A 16,696-nucleotide genomic window follows, 5' to 3' on the forward strand; every position below is an offset into this window, starting at 1 on the left:
CAGCATCAACCAGATGACGGTCAAGCAGCTGACGATGCCCGAACTGGTCGCCGGCTGCGTGGAGTCGGGCATCCCGGGTGTGGGCCTGTGGCGCGAGCCGGTGGCCGGGTTCGGCCTGGAGGCCACGGCCAAGCTGGTCCGCGACGCGGGCCTGGCGGTCACCACCCTCTGCCGGGGCGGCTTCTTCACGGCCGTCGACCCGACGGAGCGGGCGGCGGCCCTGGCCGACAACCGCCGGGCCATCGACGAGGCGGCGACCCTGGGCACGGACACGCTGGTGCTGGTCTCCGGCGGCCTCCCGACCGGTTCGAAGGACCTGCGCGGCGCCCGGGAGCGCATCGCGGACGCCCTGTCGGAACTGGGCCCGTACGCGGCGTCGAACGGTGTCCGCCTGGCGATCGAACCCCTCCACCCCATGTTCGCCTCGGACCGCTGCGTGGTGTCGACGCTGTCCCAGGCCCTGGACATCGCGGAACGCTTCCCGGCCGAGCAGGTGGGCGTGACGGTCGACACCTACCACATCTGGTGGGACGACACGGCCCCGGCGGCCATCGCCCGCGCGGGCGCGTCGGGCCGCATCCACACCTTCCAACTCGCCGACTGGATCACGCCGTTGCCCCAGGGTGTCCTGACCGGCCGCGGCCAGATCGGCGACGGCGCGATCGACATGAGGGAGTGGAAGGGGTACGTCGAGGCCGCCGGCTACACCGGCCCCATCGAGGTCGAACTCTTCAACGACGACCTGTGGGCCCGCGACGGCCGGGAACTGCTGGCCGAGACGGCACGGCGGTTCGTGGAGCACGCGGCGTAGCGCTCCGGTGGCGAGCCGGGAGGGTGTGATGCCCGGCTCGCCACCGGACCGAGACCAGAACGATCTGCGGCCCGTTCCGGTGTGTGGCCGGGCCTCACAGGCAGGAAGCGTGGCTGCCACGATCGCCGCGAGGACCAGGAGGAGGACCGCGACGTGCCTGGCCTTCACCCTTTCCACGGACCGGCCTGCTCATCGGACGACCCGGGCGTTGGGCTTGTTGACGCCGGTCGCCGTACCGGTGCGGTGACCTCCAAGCGCGCGGGTCCGACCCACACGGTGACTGAGTCGTCGACTGTCGCGTCTTGATCCCGGCCTCCGGAGGCCCCGGGGAAGCCGGCCGAGCTGAACAAGCGGACTGGCCGCCGCCTCCGCACACGGGCTGATGACGTACCCGTCGGACCTCGAAAAGCCAACAGACCGGACCATCGGACCACTTGTGGGCGCCGCTACGGTGACCCGCATGACCGACAACAGCTTCTGGACCCTCCCGCCCGACCGCATGGTGCGCGGCTCCATGGGCCACTGCAACATCACCGTTCTCCTCCCGCCGTTCGACGTGGACGCGCGCACGCTTCCCGCCGACGCCCCCGTCCGGGCCGCGGAGTTCGCCGCGTCGTTCGGAACCGTCGACGAGGTTCTGGAAGAGATCGGGCCCCGGTCCGTCCTCGACGTGCCCTACCCGAACACGCGGACCGCCCTCGACGTCGTCCTAGCCGCAGCCTGGGGGGCATGTCCTCGGCTTCAGTGACCCGGCGCTGGCCGACAACGGCAACGACGCCCCGCTCCTGTCCGAGGCCCGCACGCTTCGCGAGCGCTATCCGGACGCCCGCATCGTCGGCCGCGTCCACTTCCACGGCGGGGCCTCCCACACCGAGGACATCGTCTGGCTGCCCGACGGGGCCATGTTCCACGCATCCGGCTGGCCCGGGGACGAACCGTTCGAGGTGACCGGCGATCCGGGCGTCATCGCCTCCGCCCTCGGCATCAGCGCCGAGAAGCTGGAGGACCTCGGCCTGGACGAGGAGGACCCGGCCGACATCGAGTGGGCCGACTTCGCCGCCCTGGCCCTGGGCAAGGCCGACCCCTGGGGGTGGCAGCAGATCCAGACCACGGCCTTCCGCGTACGGCACACCGAGTTCGCCACGTCCACGATGGAAGTGCGGTCCGACGACGCCTCTTACCGGGACACCGACACGCTCTACCTGGGGGGCGGCAAGGTGACCGCCTCCGACGGTGACGACCCCAACCCCAACCCGACTCCCACCCCGACACCGACGCCGACGCCCACGGAGACGGACAAGCCCGATCCGACCCCGACCGGCAAGCCCACCGACGGTGCGGACAAGCCGGACCCGGGCGACACCGGAGACAGGCCGACGCCCCCGGGCGGCGACCTCGCCGACACCGGATCCGACACTCCTGTCGGCCTGATCGCCGCCGTTTCCGCAGCCCTGGCCGCCACGGGCGGTGCCCTGGTGTGGTGGATGCGACGCCGTAGGACCACGGCCGGCTAGCCACCCGACCGTACGGCACGACGCCCCCGCCGGATGCCTCCGGCGGGGGCGTCGCTGTGGGGAGGCGGCCCTTCGGGGGAGTGGGGAGGGGGCGGTCAAGCGGCGACGGTCATGACGTCACCGTCAGCAGGTCGCGCTGGTCCTCCGGCAGTTCCACCTTGTCGGCGTACAGCAGCGCGTGGTCCGGGGCGAAGACCAGCGCCACCTCGCCCGCCAGGCCCCCGTTGCCGCTGAGGACCTGGACGACCTGGTCGCCGAGGCGGACGTCGTACTCGTAGCGGGAGCCGACGTAGGAGCTGGTGATGACCTGGGTGCTGAGCTTGTTCACCCCGGCCGGTATCTCGGCGGAGGCCACGACCTCCAGGCGCTCGGGGCGGACCGCCACGGTGACGGAGTCGCCGGCCGGTACGCGCGCGTCGCTGTCGACCCGTACGACGTCCCCGCTGGAGTCGAGGAGGACGGTGTGCCGGGTGCCGTCCAGGCTGACCACCTTGCCGGTGAGGAAGTTGCAGCGGCCGACGAAGGCGGCGACGGCGGGGGCGGCGGGGCGTTCGTAGATCTCGTGCGGGGTGCCGATCTGGATCATGTTGCCGCCCTCCATCACGGCGATCCGGTCGCTGAGCGCCAGTGCCTCCTCCTGGTCGTGGGTGACGTACACGGTCGTGATGCCCAGGTCCTCCTGGAGCCGCTTCAGCCAGGCGCGGGCCTGCTCGCGGAGTTTCGCGTCCAGGTTGGACAACGGCTCGTCCAGGAGCAGGACAGTCGGCGAGTACACCAACGCCCGTGCCAGCGCCACGCGCTGCTGCTGGCCGCCCGAGAGCTGGTGCGGGTAGCGACCGCTCAGGGCGGCGAGGCCGACCTTGTCCAGGGCCTCGTGGATCAGGGTCTTCTGCTTCTCCCTGGGCACCTTGCGGATGTTGAGCGGCAGCGCGAGGTTCTTCGCGATGGTCATATGCGGCCACAGCGCGTACGACTGGAAGACCATGCCGAGGTTGCGTTCCTCGGGCGGGAGGAAGACCCCGGCGCCCGCGTCCACGAAGGCTCTCCCGCCCACCGCGATCGAGCCCTCCGTCGGCTGCTCCAGACCCGCGATGCAGTTCAGGGTCGTCGACTTGCCGCAGCCGCTCGCGCCCAGCAGCGTGAAGAACTCGCCGTCCTTGATGGTGAAGGTGACGTCGCGCAGGACGGAGTTGTCGCCGAACGTCTTGGCCAGGTTCTTGACGGTCACCTCAGGCATGGTGCTTTCCCTTCATGAGCAGTCCCGCGAGTGCGACGAAGACCGCGGTGATGCCGATCTGGAGGGTGGCCAGCGCGGCGACGGATCCGGCCCTGCCCTGCGTCCAGAGACTGAGCATGGTGGTGCCGAGGATGTTGTTGTCGGCCGAGCTGAGGAAGACGGCCGGGGAGTACTCCTTGAGCATGATCACGAAGGTGAGTACCAGGGCTCCGGCGAACGCCGGGGTGATCAGGGCCCGCAGGACCCGGAAGAAGGTCATCAGCCAGTCGGCGCCGGACACCCGGGCCGCGTTGTCCAGCTCACCGCCGATCTGCATGATCGCCGGTGCGACCGAGCCGAACGCGCTGGGCAGGGCCCGCATGCCGAAGGCGATGATGACGGCGAAGATCGTGCCCTGGAGCACCGAGCCCATCCCGAACGGGGCGAGCGCGAAGGCCCAGAAGAAGCCGATGCCGATGATGATGCCGGGGAGCGACTGGGGGATGAGGGCCAGGTATTCCACCGCCCGGCCCCAGCGGAACGTGGAGCGGCGGGCCACCATCACCGCGAACACGGCGAGGACGCTGACGACCACCGAGCCGACCCCGGCCACGATGAGGCTGTTCCACAGCGACTGCACGTAGTTGTCCGAGTCGAAGACGATCTCGTAGTTCTTCGTCGTGACCGTCCTGAACGGCGACTGGAGCGGGGTGAAGACGAGGGTGAAGGACCGCATCACCAGGCCCGCGATCGGGATCAGCGCGCCGACGATCACATAGAGCCAGATGCACGCGATGCTCACCCACTTCAGCCAGCCCAGGTCGAGCTTGCGGGGGCGGGTCACCTTGCCGCGTACGGAGACGAAGCGGGCGGCGTCCTTCAGCAGCTTCGCCTGTACGGCGACCAGGCTGAGGGTGACCACGAGAATGACCGTGGAGGCGGCGCCCAGCATCGTGTAGTCGGGGTCCACCGACTGAAGTCCGTTGTGGTAGAGGAAGGTCGAGAAGACGTCGATGCGGACGGGCTGGCCGTACAGCAGCGGCACGCTCAGCGTCTCGATCGAGACCGAGAAGACGAGGATCGCGCTGTAGACGATCGGCGGACGCAGCAGCGGCACGATCACCTGGCCGAGGATGCGGAGCGGTCCCGCGCCGCAGACCTGGGCGGCCGATTCGAGCGACGCGTCCGACTGCCTGAGCGCGTTGGCGCAGAAGACGTACGCGATCGGGGCGAGCGCCACGGCCTCCGTGAGCGCCATGCCGGGGATCGAGTACAGGTTCCACGGCACGGAGCCGAAGATCTGCTGGACCTTGACGCTGACGAACCCGGCCGGGCCGTACATGATGATCCAGCCGAAGCCCAGGATCAGTGAGGAGATGAAGAACGGCCACTGCATCGCCAGCGCGATCAGCCGGCCGCCCGGCAGCTTCGTCCGGACCACCACGATCGCCATGGGGATGGCGATGGCGAGGCTCAGGACCGTCGTCAGTGAGGCGAACAACAGGGTGTTCAGGGCGACTTCACCGAAACCGGCCTCGGTGAACAGGTTGGTGTAGCCGCTGAGGGTGAAGGCGCCGCCCGCCTCGTAGAGCGGGCGGTTGCGGATGCTCTGGTAGAGGGTCGGGACGATCGGGGCCAGCACCAGGACGGCCAGGAACGCCAGGACCGCGTACTGGACGACCGTGTCCCGTCCGATGCCGAGGGGGCGGAGGTAGCGCGGCGGCTCGAACGTTTCCGTGGGTGACTCGCCTGCCGGTGTACGGGGCGGCTGGGTGAGGGTTGACATCTGCTCTGACTCCGATCGTCCCTGGGAGGCTGCCTACTTGCGGAGTCCGTCGAAGCGCTCCAGCCAGGCGGCGGCGTCCTCCTTGGTGACCGGCTCGTACTTCACGTGGATGATGTTGTCCTCGCCGACCGCGTCGACGACCTCCTGGTAGGTGTGCAGGCCCTCGCCCTCGACGCCCTCGCGGTACGAGGCCAGACCGCCCTCGGCGATCGCGCGCTGGCCCTCCTCCGAGAGGGTGAAGTCCAGGAAGAGCTTCGACGTCGCCGGGTGCGGCGCCTCGGCGGCGATACCGAGGCCGCGCGGCAGGACGACCGTGCCGTCCTCCGGGAAGACGATCTTCACCAGGCCCGCGCTGTCCTCGACCACCGGGTAGGCGGGTGAGGCGCTGATCAGGAAGCCGGCCGAGTACTCACCGGAGACGATCTTCTCCAGCTGGGTGCCGGAGGAGGTCTCCGGGCGGGTCAGCGGGAGGATCTTCTTCAGGTCGTCCCACGCCTCCGGGTTGCCCTCGGTCAGCGCACGCGTGATCGTGAAGCCGAACGAGCCCTCCGGGTCGCGGACCGTCACCTTGTTCTTGTACTTGTCCTCGTCCGACGTCACGGTCTCCGCGAAGTCCGACAGACTGGTCGGCGGCGTCTCCATCAGCGCCGTGTTGTAGGCGATCGTCATCGGGTCCTGCGACATCGAGTACACGCTCGGCAGCAGTTCCGCGCTCTCGCCCAGCTCCGACAGCTCCGGCGACTCGTACTCCAGGACCGTGTTCTTCCGGGCCGAGAAGTCCGCCCACGCGGTCGCCGCGCTGGAGATCAGCACGTCCGCCGGGGAGGACCCGGCCGCGTTCTCGGAGAGGGTCTTCTGGAACAGCTCGTCGCTGTCCAGCTCGTTGACGGAGACGGTCTTGATGAAGTCGTACTTCTTCTTGAAGTCCCGGACGATCGGCGCCATGTTCTCGTCGCCGAGGTTGGAGTAGACGGTGAGTTTGCCGCCCTCCTTCTTCGCCTCCTCGATCAGGTCCGTGTACTCCGCCGGGTAGTAGTCGGGCACCTGGCCGGCGGAGATCTTGTTCTCCGCCACCTTCGGCGCCTCCTCGCCACCGCCGCATGCGGCCAGGGTGCCGAGCGCGAGGGTCACCGCGAGGGCCGCCGTCAAGGGGCGCCGGGCGGGGCGCCGCCGGGCGGGCGCCGTGCTGGTGACGGCGGGGTGTCCGGTGCCGTTGTGGCTGGATCTGGCCATGGTTCTCCTCCTGGCGCGTGCCTTCTGGCAGCTGTTGCCGGGAGGTTAGGGGCCCAGTTCAGGCCAGTAAATCCTTCACCCGTCAGAGCTCGTACTGCTCGTATTGGTCGTTGTGTTCGTGACGCGAGTCACTCTTGGTGAGCAGGGCTGGACGGCCGCGAACGACCGAAAGACCGTGGGGCCGTGCCCGCGCGACCGCCGTCGTAGGATCGACGGGCCTGAAGGGTTCCTCGACCCGAACGGACGGGCCTCGACTTCCCTACGGCAAGGCGAGGGAGGTTGCCCGCGTCGCCTGGAACCGCCCCCTCGCCGACGTGCTGGTCGCGATGTTCCACCAGGCCGAACAGCCGGCGGCCGAGGCCCTGTTCGCGGGCGAGGACGAAGTGCTCGCCCTCCTTCGCGCCCCCGAACCGCGCGCCGGGTTCCTGGACCAGGGAGGACCGAACCGTGGCCGGAACGGCGGTCGTGCTGGAAGCGGCACCGCATGGCGGCAGGATGCCGGGAGGACGCAGCCGCATCACGTCGCCGACCTCAGATGCGCCGTCAGCTCCTGCAACCGCCCCCACCCCCCGGCGTCCGTACCGTCCCCGAGCGGGTAGTGCAGCGCCGGGCGGGCCGTCGGCCCCAGGTGCACCGCCCGGACCTCGACCGGTGGGCGCCGCGCGTGGTCGAGGCCGATGGTGTGCACGTCGTCCGGGCCGAGCGTGAAGGCCGCCGGCAGGGGCGGTCCCTCCAGACGGGGCGCGGTCGTCAGGTCGGCGCGCGCGACCCGCACGGAGGTCAGCATGGTCATCAGCCCGTGCTCCCTGACCAGGGTCCCGGCCAGCGGCTCGACCCGGTCCAGCGGCAGCTCCTCACCGGCCGCGTACCCGACGGTCAGGACCACGTCCTCCTCCACACCCTTCGCCGTACGCGTCACCCGGACCGTCGCCATGGCGGGCCGGTCGGGGGTGCCGACCACGATCAGCTGTGACGGCTCGGGCGCCCGCTCGCGGGCCAGGTCGGTCAACTGTCTTGGCGACCAAGGCAGGTTGACCGGTTCGGCCGTGCCCCAGCCCGCCGGCGCCGTACCCGTCAGCGCCTCCCAGGCCGCCTCCAGCGCGCCGCCCAGCAGCAGCCGCTCGTCCGGCTTGCGCACGGTACGGAGGGCGACGATCAGCTGCCGGCCCGGCGCCTCGTCCACCGGGCGTGTGAAGGCGCCGGCCACGGTCGCTGTCCCGTCCTGCGCGAGCGCGGGCGAGAACACCCCGTCCCGCCAGCGCAGCACCGCCCCCGACAGCCCGTCGTAGTACCCGCACTCCGGGTCCTGGACGACCCACCGGTTGGGGACGCGGGCGAGGGTCGTACGGGCCGCGGGGGTCAGCCGTACGTGGGGCGGTGTGACGATCTGGAGGGCCCGCCGGGACGCCACGGCCGTGCGCATGATCTCCGCGAGCCAGGTGGTCAGGGCCACCACCGGGCGGTCGACGAGGACGACGGCCGCGTGGTCCGTCACCACGTCCACGGCGGGCTGCCCGGACCCCGCCGACGGTACGGCGGACACGTCCACCACCTTCGTGCTCGCCGCCCCGGGAGGCCAGGTGGAGCCGCCCAGCAGGGCGTTGAGCCGCCCGCACACCACGCCGGCCAGCTGCTCCGCCTCCGGCACCGCCGTGGACGCCCGCGCCTCCGTCCACCAGAACGGGGCTTTGACGCTCAGCCCGAGCAGCCGCTCCGCCTCCCCGGGCACCTGTACCAGCACCGGCGACTCCACGGACACCAGCGGACGCCCGCCGGGCCCGTGCAGCTGGACGACCGCTCCGTCGGCCGCCGCCGACAGGTCCAGATCGGCGCCACCGGCGTACAGGCTCGCCATGAGCGCCCACACGTGGGGCATCTTCGGGGTGAGGGCGATGACGTCCTTGGTCACGGCGAGAGTCCTTGGGGGTTTCCGTCGTCCGCCACGGCGGTCTGGACGAGTCGGTGGGCCCGGCCCCGGCGCACCAGCGTGCCGCGCCCCGTCGGCTGCGCCGAGGCGTACAGGCCGGGGAGGAGCTGGCCCTCACCGCGCTCACCGGTCATCAGCAGCGCGGCCGTGCCCGTCTCGCGGAGGGTCTGGAGCAGCGGCTCGTACATCGCCCGGGAGGCACCCGCCACCCGGCGCGTGATCACGAAGTGCAGGCCGATGTCCTGCGCCGACGACACGTACGGCAGGAACGGTGCCAGCGGCTGCTGCCCCGCGGTGGTGAGGATGTCGTAGTCGTCGACCAGGATCACGATCCGGGGGCCCTGGAACGCGGGCTCGTCGGTCGGCGCGTCCGGGTCGGCGGTCTCCGGCATCCGCTTCTCCAGCTCGCTCGCGATGCCCGTCGACAGCGCCGCCGCGAGCTTCGCGTTGTGCGCGTACCCGCCCCGGTACGGTTCCGGGATCACGCCCCGCAGTCCGCGCCGCGGGTCGAAGACCCCGAAGACCAGCTCCTCGTCCGAGTACCGCTCCACGAGCTGCGCCGCGACCAGCTTGAGCAGGTTCGTCTTGCCGCACTCGTTGTCGCCCAGGACCAGCAGATGCTGGTCCGAGCCGAACAGGTCCAGGAGGGCGGGGGCCAGGGCGTCCTGGTCCACGCCGATCGGGACCCGGTGCGGCTCGGCGACCGGTGACGGCAGTCGGCCGGACGGCAGCCGGGTCGGCAACACCCGTACGGGCGCGGCGAGTTCACCGTGCCAGGTGGAGCGGATCGTACGGGCCGCGTCCTCCAGCGCCGGACCGAGGTCGCCCGTCGACGGCCGCCCGTCGAGGCGGGGGAGGGCGGCCTGCGCGAATAGCTTGCCGTCGGTCAGGACCCGTCCCGGGGTGTCGGGCGACAGCGTCTGGGAGAGCTTGCGGTCCACGCTGGAATCGCTCGGGTCGTTGAGCCGCAGCTCCACCCGCGTCCCGAACATCGACTGCGTCGCGATGCGCACGTCGTTCCAGCGCAGCATGCCACCGACGACATGGATGCCGTAGCCGCCACCGCGCTTGAGCAGGTCCACGACCGTGTCGTCCAGCTCGGCGAACTCGTCGCGCAGCGCGCCGAACCCGTCGATGAGCAGGACGATGTCGGTGGATCCCAGTTCACGCAGCCTGCCCTGCGCGCGAAGCCGCCGCAGCTGGTCGACGGAGTCGATCCCGTGCTCGCGGAACAGCTCCTCCCGCTCGGTCAGCATCGTCCGCACCTCGGCGACCGTCCGCGCCGCCCGCTCCCGGTCGGCCCGCCCGGCGATCCCGCCGACGTGCGGCAGCCCGGAGAGGGCGGACAGGCCGCCACCGACCAGGTCCAGTCCGTAGAGGGCGACCTCGGCGGGCGTGTGGGTGGTGGCGAGCGAGAGCGCGAGGGTCCGCAGCAGCGTCGTCTTGCCGGACTGCGGGCCGCCGATCACCGCCGCGTGACCGCCCGCCACCGTCAGATCGAGCACCCAGTGGCCCTGCCACTGCTTGGCCGGATCGTCCAGCACACCGAGCGGCACCCGCAACGGGCCCTCGGACGCCGACAGTCGAAGCCCGCGCTCGTCCACCTGCACGGGCCCGGCCGCCGCGTCCAGCGTGATCGCGTCCGGCAGCGGCGGCAGCCAGATCCGGCGCACCGGCCGTGCGGCGGAGGCGAGTTGGTCCACCATCACCGACATCACCGTCGGCCCGGTCTCCCGCTTGGCCGCCTTCGGCTCCTGTGGCGCGTCACTCGCGGCGGGTGCGTCGGCGAGCGTGTTGTACGTCGGATACGGCCAGGCCAGCGGCGTGTCGTCCTCCTGCGCGACGAGGGCCGGGCCCCGGTAGGCGCCGGACACGTACCCCGCCTTGAACCGCTCGTACGTCGACGTGTCCACCTTCAGGTAGCCGAAGCCCGGCAGCGGCGGAAGGTGGAAGGCGTCGGTGGTGTCCAGCACGGTCCGCGACTCGTCGGCGGAGAAGGTGCGCAGCCCCAGCCGATACGAGAGATAGGTGTCCAGGCCCTTGAGCTTGCCGCCCTCGATGCGCTGGCTGGACAGCAGGAGGTGGACGCCGATGGAGCGGCCGATACGGCCGATGGAGAGGAACAGGTCGATGAAGTCCGGTTTGGCGGTGAGGAGTTCACCGAACTCGTCGATCACGACGAAGAGATGCGGGAGCGGGTCGAGGTCCGGTCGCCCGGTCGCGCGCAGCGCCGCGTAGTGCCCGATGTCGGCCACGTTCCCCGCGTCCTTCAGCACCTGCTGACGGCGCTTGACCTCGCCCGCGAGGCTGGAGTGCACGCGCTCGACGAGCCCGGCCTGGTTCTCCAGGTTGGTGATCACACCGGCCACGTGCGGGAGATCGGTGAAGGGTGCGAAGGTCGCCCCGCCCTTGTAGTCGACCAGGACGAGCGCCAGGTCCTCGGGGGAGTGGGTGGCGGCGAGCGCCAGCACCAGTGTGCGCAGCAGTTCGCTCTTGCCGGAACCCGTCGCGCCCACACACAGCCCGTGCGGGCCCATGCCCAGCTCGGAGGACTCCTTGAGGTCGAGCAGCACCGGCTCGTGACGGTCGGTCAGTCCGATGGGCACCCGCAGGAACTCACGCTCACCGCGCGGTGCCCACAGATCGGCCAGGTCCAGCACGGCCGGATCGTCGATGCCGAGGAGGCCCGGGAAGTCGACGGGTCCGGTGACCGGGGTGCCCTCGGCGGCCGACTCGGCCGACAGCCGGAGCGGCGCGAGCAGCCGGGCGATCCCCTCGGCACCGGCGGCGGTGACGTCGTCGGAGGTGCCCTGCGCCGTGGCGGCCGGCTGCCCCTCGCCGGCCGCCCTCGCATGCGGGTCGCGCAGGTCCTCCACGACGACCTGCCCGCCCCGCACGGTGATCCGCACCGACACCTGGTCCGGCTCGTGCACCTGTTCCGCCAGCAGATGCAGCACGGTGACGCCCATGTCCGCCAGCCCGACCGCCGTGTCGGGGCGCGGCAGTTCGGCGGCCGTCTCCCCGTACTCGTCGCTCACGACGAGCATGCGGGACGCCAGCCGGAGCGCGCCCCGGTCGGCGAGCCCCCGGCGCACCTCCGCCGCGTACGAGGCCCGTCGGCCCAGCTCGTGCCGGACGTGCCGGGCCAGCTGCGGCAGGCTCGGCGCGATCCGGCGGGCCGCGACCGGACCGTCGTGCTCCTGCCCGTCCAGCACGTGGGGCAGCCACTTGGCCCACTCCCAGTCGGACAGCCGCTCGCCCGGCACCCCGAGCGCCACGGCCACGTCGTCCGGCGCGTGGGTGACGGCGACCTGGACGAGGAGCGCGCGGGCCACCCGCAGCACACCCTCCCGGTCGCCCACCACGCTGACGTTGCCCGCGCGGTCCAGCGGCACGGTGACCGGGCAGTCATTGGCCACCGAGTAGCGGGCCAGCAGCGCCCGCGCCTCGTTCAGCATGAACGGGTCCGGCGGCGTCAGCACCCCGCCCTGGTTCTGCCCGATGGCCAGCTCCGCCACGGGCACGTCACCGGTACCGACCCGCACCCGCAGGAAGTCCGGGTCCTGCCGCCGCCGCTCCCAGAGCCGGGCGGGGTCGCGCACCAGGTCGTACAGCGCCTCCGGGGGCGGGTTCAGCACCCGCGCCTGCTGCCGCCGGTTCCGCTCGTCGGTCCCGAACTCCTCGCGCAGCTCCTCCAGATACTCCAGATACCGTTCCCGCTGCGTACGCCGGGTGCGCTGGGCCTTGCCGCGCTGGGAGAGGAAGAGGGCGACCGCGCCGAGCAGCGCGAAGACCAGCACGACCGCGCCGAGCGCCGCGAACCGGCTGCTCCGGATCACGGTCATCATCACGACCGAGCCCATGACACCCGCCATCGGCAGCAACGCCGTCGCCGCCGACCCCGCCTTGCCCTCCGGCAGGTTCGGTGGCGGCTCGATCGTCCGCGCCGCGGTCGCACCGAGCGGGCGGGTGCGCCGCGCGGGCCGATGGATCACCTGCTGGGTCACGGACGGACCCCTTCTTCCTGTCGGTGGTAGCTCATCGCATCCTCACCGCCCGGGTCATCGCCTCCGCCGCCAGTTTGATCGCCGCGTCGCGGGTCTCCTGGCCCAGCAGGGCGGTGCGTATGGGGCCGCCCTGGGCGAGGTGCCGGTCGTAGGGGACGGCGACGACGTGGACGCCGGACTCCTTGAGGTGGGCGACGGCCGTCCTGCGGTCCAGCGTGAGGTCGGGGGAGTTGGCCGTCAGCGCGACGACCGTCGAGGCGAGCGCGGAGTGCGGCAACCGGCCGAGCCAGTCCAGGACCTGGCGGGTTCCGTTGACGCCCTCGGCGGTCATCGGGGCGACGACCACGCGGGCGTGTGCCGTGTCCATCGCCGTACGGGCCACCTCGCCCGGCAGCGTCTCGCAGTCCACCACCGTCACCGCGAAGTAGCGCCGCAGCGCGAGCGTCACCGTGCGGTACGTACGGATGTCCAGCGGGGCGCCGACCCGGCCCTGGCTCGCGGGCAGCAGCCAGCCGCCGTCCGACACCGGCACCAGGTACCCGGTGACGTCGGTGAGCTGCATCGCCGGGTTCAGGATCCGCGCGAGATCGGCCGCCGCCCAGCGCACCGACTCCGCCCCCATCCGCACGGGCAGGGTGCCGAGCGCCGCGTCCGCCTCCAGCGTGAGCACCGGGTCGTGCCGGTAGTGGTTGAACGTCCGCCCCAGCAGCGCGGTCATCGTCGACTTCCCGACCCCGCCCCGGATGGACGTCACGGCGATCACCCGCCCCGTCGTCACCGGCTGCTGCAACTCCCGCGCGATCCGCGTCTCCTCCGCCACGTCCCGCGCGGCGGACGACGTGAGCTTCCGGATCGACCGCCCCGTACGCCGGGTCACCGAGTCCCCGTGCTGGGGCCGCCCGAGCGCGTGGGCGAGCCTCGGGTCGATCGTGGGCACCGAGTCGGGGGTGGGCAGGGGGGACCGGGGCATACGGGAGCCCCGGGGAGCGGGTGCGGCCGGGGAGGTCCCGGGCGCCGGAGAGGGGTGCCCGCCGGGTTCCCCGGCCTGCCCCGGCCCAGCCGGATCGCCGGGGGCGCCCGGGGTCTGCGCCCCGGCGTGCGGGAGGCCCGCGCGGGGATCCGCGACGGGAGTGTGCGGCGCGGGCGGCTGCACGACGGGCCGCGCGACCGGCGGCTGCACGACGGGCGTCGGATGTGCGGGCTCCTGTGCGTCGGGCCTCGCCTGAAGCGGCTCAGGTTGCACCGGCTCAGGCTGAACCCCCGCAGGCTGAACCGGCAGCGGCTGCACAGGCCCCGATTGAACGGGCAGTGGCCGCTCGGGCACCGAGCGCACGGGCCGCTCACCCTCGGCCCCCTCCGAAGGCCCGGACGGCACGGACGGCACGGATGGCTCGGGCGACACCGACCGCGCCGACGGCTCGGACGGCACCGACCGCACCAACCTCAGCGTCGGCTCGGCCCGCCGGGCCGGTGCTCCGGGCGCCCCCGCCGCACCGGACGCCGAACCCGCGTCAGCCGCTGTACCCGCGTCCGCGTCAGCCTCCGCACCCGCGCCGGAGCCCCTGTCCCCGCCGGGACCGTCCCCGGCCCCCGCCTGCCCCAGCTCGCGCAGTACATCCCGCTGCCAGTCCTCTGCCTGCGCCATGTGCGGTCCCCAGCTCCTAAGCGAAGGTGTCGAGCAGTCGTCCGTACACGCCGAACACGCCGACGAGCAGCGGGAGCAGGGTGATGACGCCGATGGTCTCCAGGGTGTCGCCGAGGCGCCGGAGCCGTACGCGTACGTGCTCGGCGGGCTCCACGGCGAGCACCAGCAGCGGCAGGACGGCGAGGAGGACGAGAACGGCGAGCGGACCGGCCGCCGCACCGGAGTGCTCCAGCCAGGCCGAGACCAGCCGCACGGCGAGCACGGCCGCCGCAGCGATCAGCACCACGACCTCGGCGACCAGCGGGAACGCCCGCGCGCGCAGGGCGAGGACGACCATGGTGACGACGGCCAGCAGGACGGTCCACCGGGTGGGCGCGCGCAGGGCGAACACCCCGGCGGCGGTCGCCGAGACGGCCATGGTGACCGTGGCGAGGACGAGCCCCCGGTGCGTGGCGGTGAGGGCCGCCGCCACCTGGAGGCGGCTCACGGAGGCCCCGCCGGAGCGCCGGTCGTCGAGGCCGGAGAGCCCCGACGCCATCAACGCCAGCCGGGGCAGCAGCCCGAGGACGATCACGGAGACCACCGCGAGGACCGCCCCCATCTCGGCCTGGTCCGCCGCCGACAGCGACACCCCGCCCGACACGAACGCGGCGACCCCCAGCCAGCACACCGCGGCCCCGGCCAGCGCCCCGGCTCCTACCAGCCCGCCCCGCCCGAGAGGGGTGAACAGACCGAGCAGGGCGAGGGTCACGACCCCGGCCGCAGCCATCGCCGCGACCCGGGGTGTGCCGGACCAGTCCTGGGCCTGAGTCAGTGTCGAGGCACCGAGCAGGCCCAGCGCACCGGCCGTGGCGATCAGGGTCGTCGCCAGTCCCCGCTTCCCGAGCCGCCCCAGCAGCGCGCCCGCGAGCGCGGCCACCACAGCGGCGGTGAGGAGCGCGCCGGCCACGGCCCGGGGCTCGTACTCGGCCCGCGCGAACGTCCCGGCGGCCAGCGCCCAGCCGACCGTGGCGAGCCCGGCGGTGATGCGACGGGTGGCCGGACGCCAGCGCCAGGCACGGGCGCCCAGATCCTCGGCCGCCTCGTCCGTGACGTCGTGCACGACGGGTGCCGACGGCGCGTCCTCGGCCCGGACGAGCCGCAGCACGGCGCCGTCCGGGATCCCGGCCGTCTCCAGCGTGCTGTCGTGCGCGAGCGCGGAACCATCGGCGGTGACGAGATGGCGCAGTTCGGGCCGCCCGCCGACCTGGTCGTCGAGCAGCCGCATGATCTCCGGCAGCAGCAGGCCGACCGGCTCCCGCGAGGGCAGCACGAGGTCCACACGCCGCCGCTCGCCCACCAGCGTGACCCGGCTGAGCGCCGTCCGCACACCGTCCGTGGTCTGCCCCAAGGCCCCCGTAGACATCACGCGTTCGAACCTATCACCGGGTAGAAGCGCTGTTCGGAGCTGTGGAAACGCCCGGCGACGGCGTGACCGACGGCGTGACCGACGGCCGCACCGAACTCCCGTACGGACTCTTGCCGATGATGCGGTTCGACACGAAAGACCACCCCACACATCCCGCGCACAGCACCGCCGCGATGACGATCCCGACGAAGACCTTCCCGACCCGTTCGTCCACCGAGCGCCGCTGCCGCTGCGCCCCGAACAGCAGGGCGTCGCGCAGCCGTCGGCGGCGCACCGACACCGACTCCAGCAACTGGCTGTCGTAATCCTGCGCCGCCACGGCCGCCTTCCCCCACTCCCTCACGTCACCCACGTACGCGCGTCCGTCGCCGGCGCGCCCCGGCTCAGCCGATCTGGTCGACCGCCGCGCGGGCCTTGGCCAGCGTGGACTGGGCCGTGCCGTCGTTCTGTTCCAGCGTGGTGCGGACCAGGCGGATGATCTCGCGCACCTCGCCCGCGGCCTTCTGCCAGCGGGCTTCCTTGCCGTGGTAGTCGTCCGAGACGCCGTCGGCCTGGAACTCCGTCATCGCGGCCTTGACGGCTGCGTCGCGGTCGCTGAGCACCCGCTCCAACTGCCCCACGATCGTGCCGAGCGAGGTCTGCACCTCGCCCGAGGCCCCGGTGTCGTACGAACGGCGGTCCTGGTTCTGACCCATGTGGATCCCCCTCCTGATGCTCTCGAAGCTCTCGGTGGCTTATCGGGCGCCGAAGCGGGCCCCGTCGAAGTTGGCCAGGCCCATGTTCTGGTTGGCGTTGTCCTGGGACTCCACGTCACCGGTGCCGAACGCGTTGTCCATGCCCGACTGACCGCCCAGGATCGCGGCGAGCGAGCCGTTCAGGTCGGCGGTGATCTCGTCCGCGCGGTTCTTGAACGAGTCGAACGCCACCTTGCCGGCGCCGTTGAACTTGCCCTCCAGCGGTTCCGCCGCGCTGATCAGCAACTGGATCAGCGTTCCCAGGTCGTCGCTCGATCCCAGTGTGCTCTTGCCGAGGTCCGCCAGGGTCGTCGACCCCATGTCGAACTTCACGTCGTGTCCACCCCCGTCTGTCTGGGTCACCTACGTCTCGAACATGCTCTCCCACACCGCGTTGCACCCGCAACGAGCTTGC

The 16,696-nt window shown here is 72.1% G+C and carries 13 protein-coding genes; 3 read left to right on the top strand and 10 right to left on the bottom strand.

Annotated features, from left to right (window positions below):
• Nucleotides 1–13 precede the first annotated feature (13 nt).
• The 3 genes from WBG99_RS23405 to WBG99_RS23415 all read left to right on the top strand — a co-directional run bounded on the left by WBG99_RS23405 (nt 14) and on the right by WBG99_RS23415 (nt 2,325).
• Nucleotides 14–811, top strand: a complete 798-nt coding sequence (locus tag WBG99_RS23405) for a sugar phosphate isomerase/epimerase family protein (protein ID WP_338900454.1) — start codon at nt 14–16, stop codon at nt 809–811.
• A 460-nt stretch (nt 812–1,271) separates the two neighbouring features.
• A complete protein-coding gene (locus tag WBG99_RS23410) occupies nt 1,272–1,559 on the top strand; it encodes a DUF6333 family protein (protein ID WP_338898190.1) in 288 nt (95 codons plus the stop codon).
• Between the two features lie 37 nt (nt 1,560–1,596).
• Entirely contained in the window at nt 1,597–2,325 is a 729-nt protein-coding gene (locus WBG99_RS23415) for a DUF6333 family protein (protein ID WP_338900455.1), read from the top strand.
• Between the two features lie 109 nt (nt 2,326–2,434).
• On the opposite strand, the gene WBG99_RS23420 is transcribed toward WBG99_RS23415, so the two are convergent.
• The 10 genes from WBG99_RS23420 to WBG99_RS23465 form a co-directional block, all read right to left on the bottom strand.
• Complete coding sequence (locus tag WBG99_RS23420; RefSeq protein ID WP_338898191.1) at nt 2,435–3,562, bottom strand: ABC transporter ATP-binding protein; 1,128 nt, start codon at nt 3,560–3,562, stop codon at nt 2,435–2,437.
• The gene (locus WBG99_RS23425) at nt 3,555–5,327 is read right to left on the bottom strand and encodes an iron ABC transporter permease (RefSeq protein ID WP_338898192.1); all 1,773 of its coding nucleotides are present in this window, start codon (nt 5,325–5,327) and stop codon (nt 3,555–3,557) included. Before WBG99_RS23425 ends, WBG99_RS23420 begins: the two co-directional genes overlap by 8 nt.
• A gap of 33 nt (nt 5,328–5,360) precedes the next feature.
• On the bottom strand, nt 5,361–6,560 hold the full coding sequence (locus WBG99_RS23430; RefSeq protein ID WP_338898193.1) for an extracellular solute-binding protein: 1,200 nt from the start codon (nt 6,558–6,560) through the stop codon (nt 5,361–5,363).
• Between the two features lie 517 nt (nt 6,561–7,077).
• A complete protein-coding gene (locus WBG99_RS23435; RefSeq protein ID WP_338898194.1) occupies nt 7,078–8,469 on the bottom strand; it encodes a DUF6177 family protein in 1,392 nt (463 codons plus the stop codon).
• Complete coding sequence (gene eccCa / locus WBG99_RS23440) at nt 8,466–12,494, bottom strand: type VII secretion protein EccCa (RefSeq protein ID WP_338898195.1); 4,029 nt, start codon at nt 12,492–12,494, stop codon at nt 8,466–8,468. The genes WBG99_RS23435 and eccCa overlap by 4 nt, the downstream gene beginning before the upstream one ends.
• Before the next feature lie 31 nt (nt 12,495–12,525).
• The gene (locus WBG99_RS23445) at nt 12,526–13,464 is read right to left on the bottom strand and encodes a type VII secretion protein (protein ID WP_338898196.1); all 939 of its coding nucleotides are present in this window, start codon (nt 13,462–13,464) and stop codon (nt 12,526–12,528) included.
• Between the two features lie 691 nt (nt 13,465–14,155).
• Entirely contained in the window at nt 14,156–15,544 is a 1,389-nt protein-coding gene (eccD, locus tag WBG99_RS23450) for a type VII secretion integral membrane protein EccD (RefSeq protein WP_338900456.1), read from the bottom strand.
• A 16-nt stretch (nt 15,545–15,560) separates the two neighbouring features.
• Complete coding sequence (locus tag WBG99_RS23455) at nt 15,561–15,866, bottom strand: hypothetical protein (RefSeq protein WP_338900457.1); 306 nt, start codon at nt 15,864–15,866, stop codon at nt 15,561–15,563.
• Nucleotides 15,867–15,930: 64 nt separating this feature from the next.
• The gene (locus WBG99_RS23460; protein ID WP_338898197.1) at nt 15,931–16,242 is read right to left on the bottom strand and encodes a pore-forming ESAT-6 family protein; all 312 of its coding nucleotides are present in this window, start codon (nt 16,240–16,242) and stop codon (nt 15,931–15,933) included.
• A gap of 39 nt (nt 16,243–16,281) precedes the next feature.
• A complete protein-coding gene (locus WBG99_RS23465; RefSeq protein WP_338900458.1) occupies nt 16,282–16,614 on the bottom strand; it encodes a hypothetical protein in 333 nt (110 codons plus the stop codon).
• Nucleotides 16,615–16,696 lie beyond the last annotated feature (82 nt).

The organism is Streptomyces sp. TG1A-60 (assembly GCF_037201975.1).
GTDB lineage: Bacteria > Actinomycetota > Actinomycetes > Streptomycetales > Streptomycetaceae > Streptomyces.

Coding starts and splice junctions, on each gene's coding strand:
- WBG99_RS23460 (WP_338898197.1), bottom strand. CDS start 16,242: ATGGGTCAGAACCAGGACCGCCGTTCGTACGACACCGGGGCCTCGGGC.
- WBG99_RS23425 (WP_338898192.1), bottom strand. CDS start 5,327: ATGTCAACCCTCACCCAGCCGCCCCGTACACCGGCAGGCGAGTCACCC.
- eccD (WP_338900456.1), bottom strand. CDS start 15,544: ATGTCTACGGGGGCCTTGGGGCAGACCACGGACGGTGTGCGGACGGCG.
- WBG99_RS23420 (WP_338898191.1), bottom strand. CDS start 3,562: ATGCCTGAGGTGACCGTCAAGAACCTGGCCAAGACGTTCGGCGACAAC.
- WBG99_RS23445 (WP_338898196.1), bottom strand. CDS start 13,464: ATGCCCCGGTCCCCCCTGCCCACCCCCGACTCGGTGCCCACGATCGAC.
- WBG99_RS23430 (WP_338898193.1), bottom strand. CDS start 6,560: ATGGCCAGATCCAGCCACAACGGCACCGGACACCCCGCCGTCACCAGC.
- WBG99_RS23405 (WP_338900454.1), top strand. CDS start 14: ATGACGGTCAAGCAGCTGACGATGCCCGAACTGGTCGCCGGCTGCGTG.
- WBG99_RS23410 (WP_338898190.1), top strand. CDS start 1,272: ATGACCGACAACAGCTTCTGGACCCTCCCGCCCGACCGCATGGTGCGC.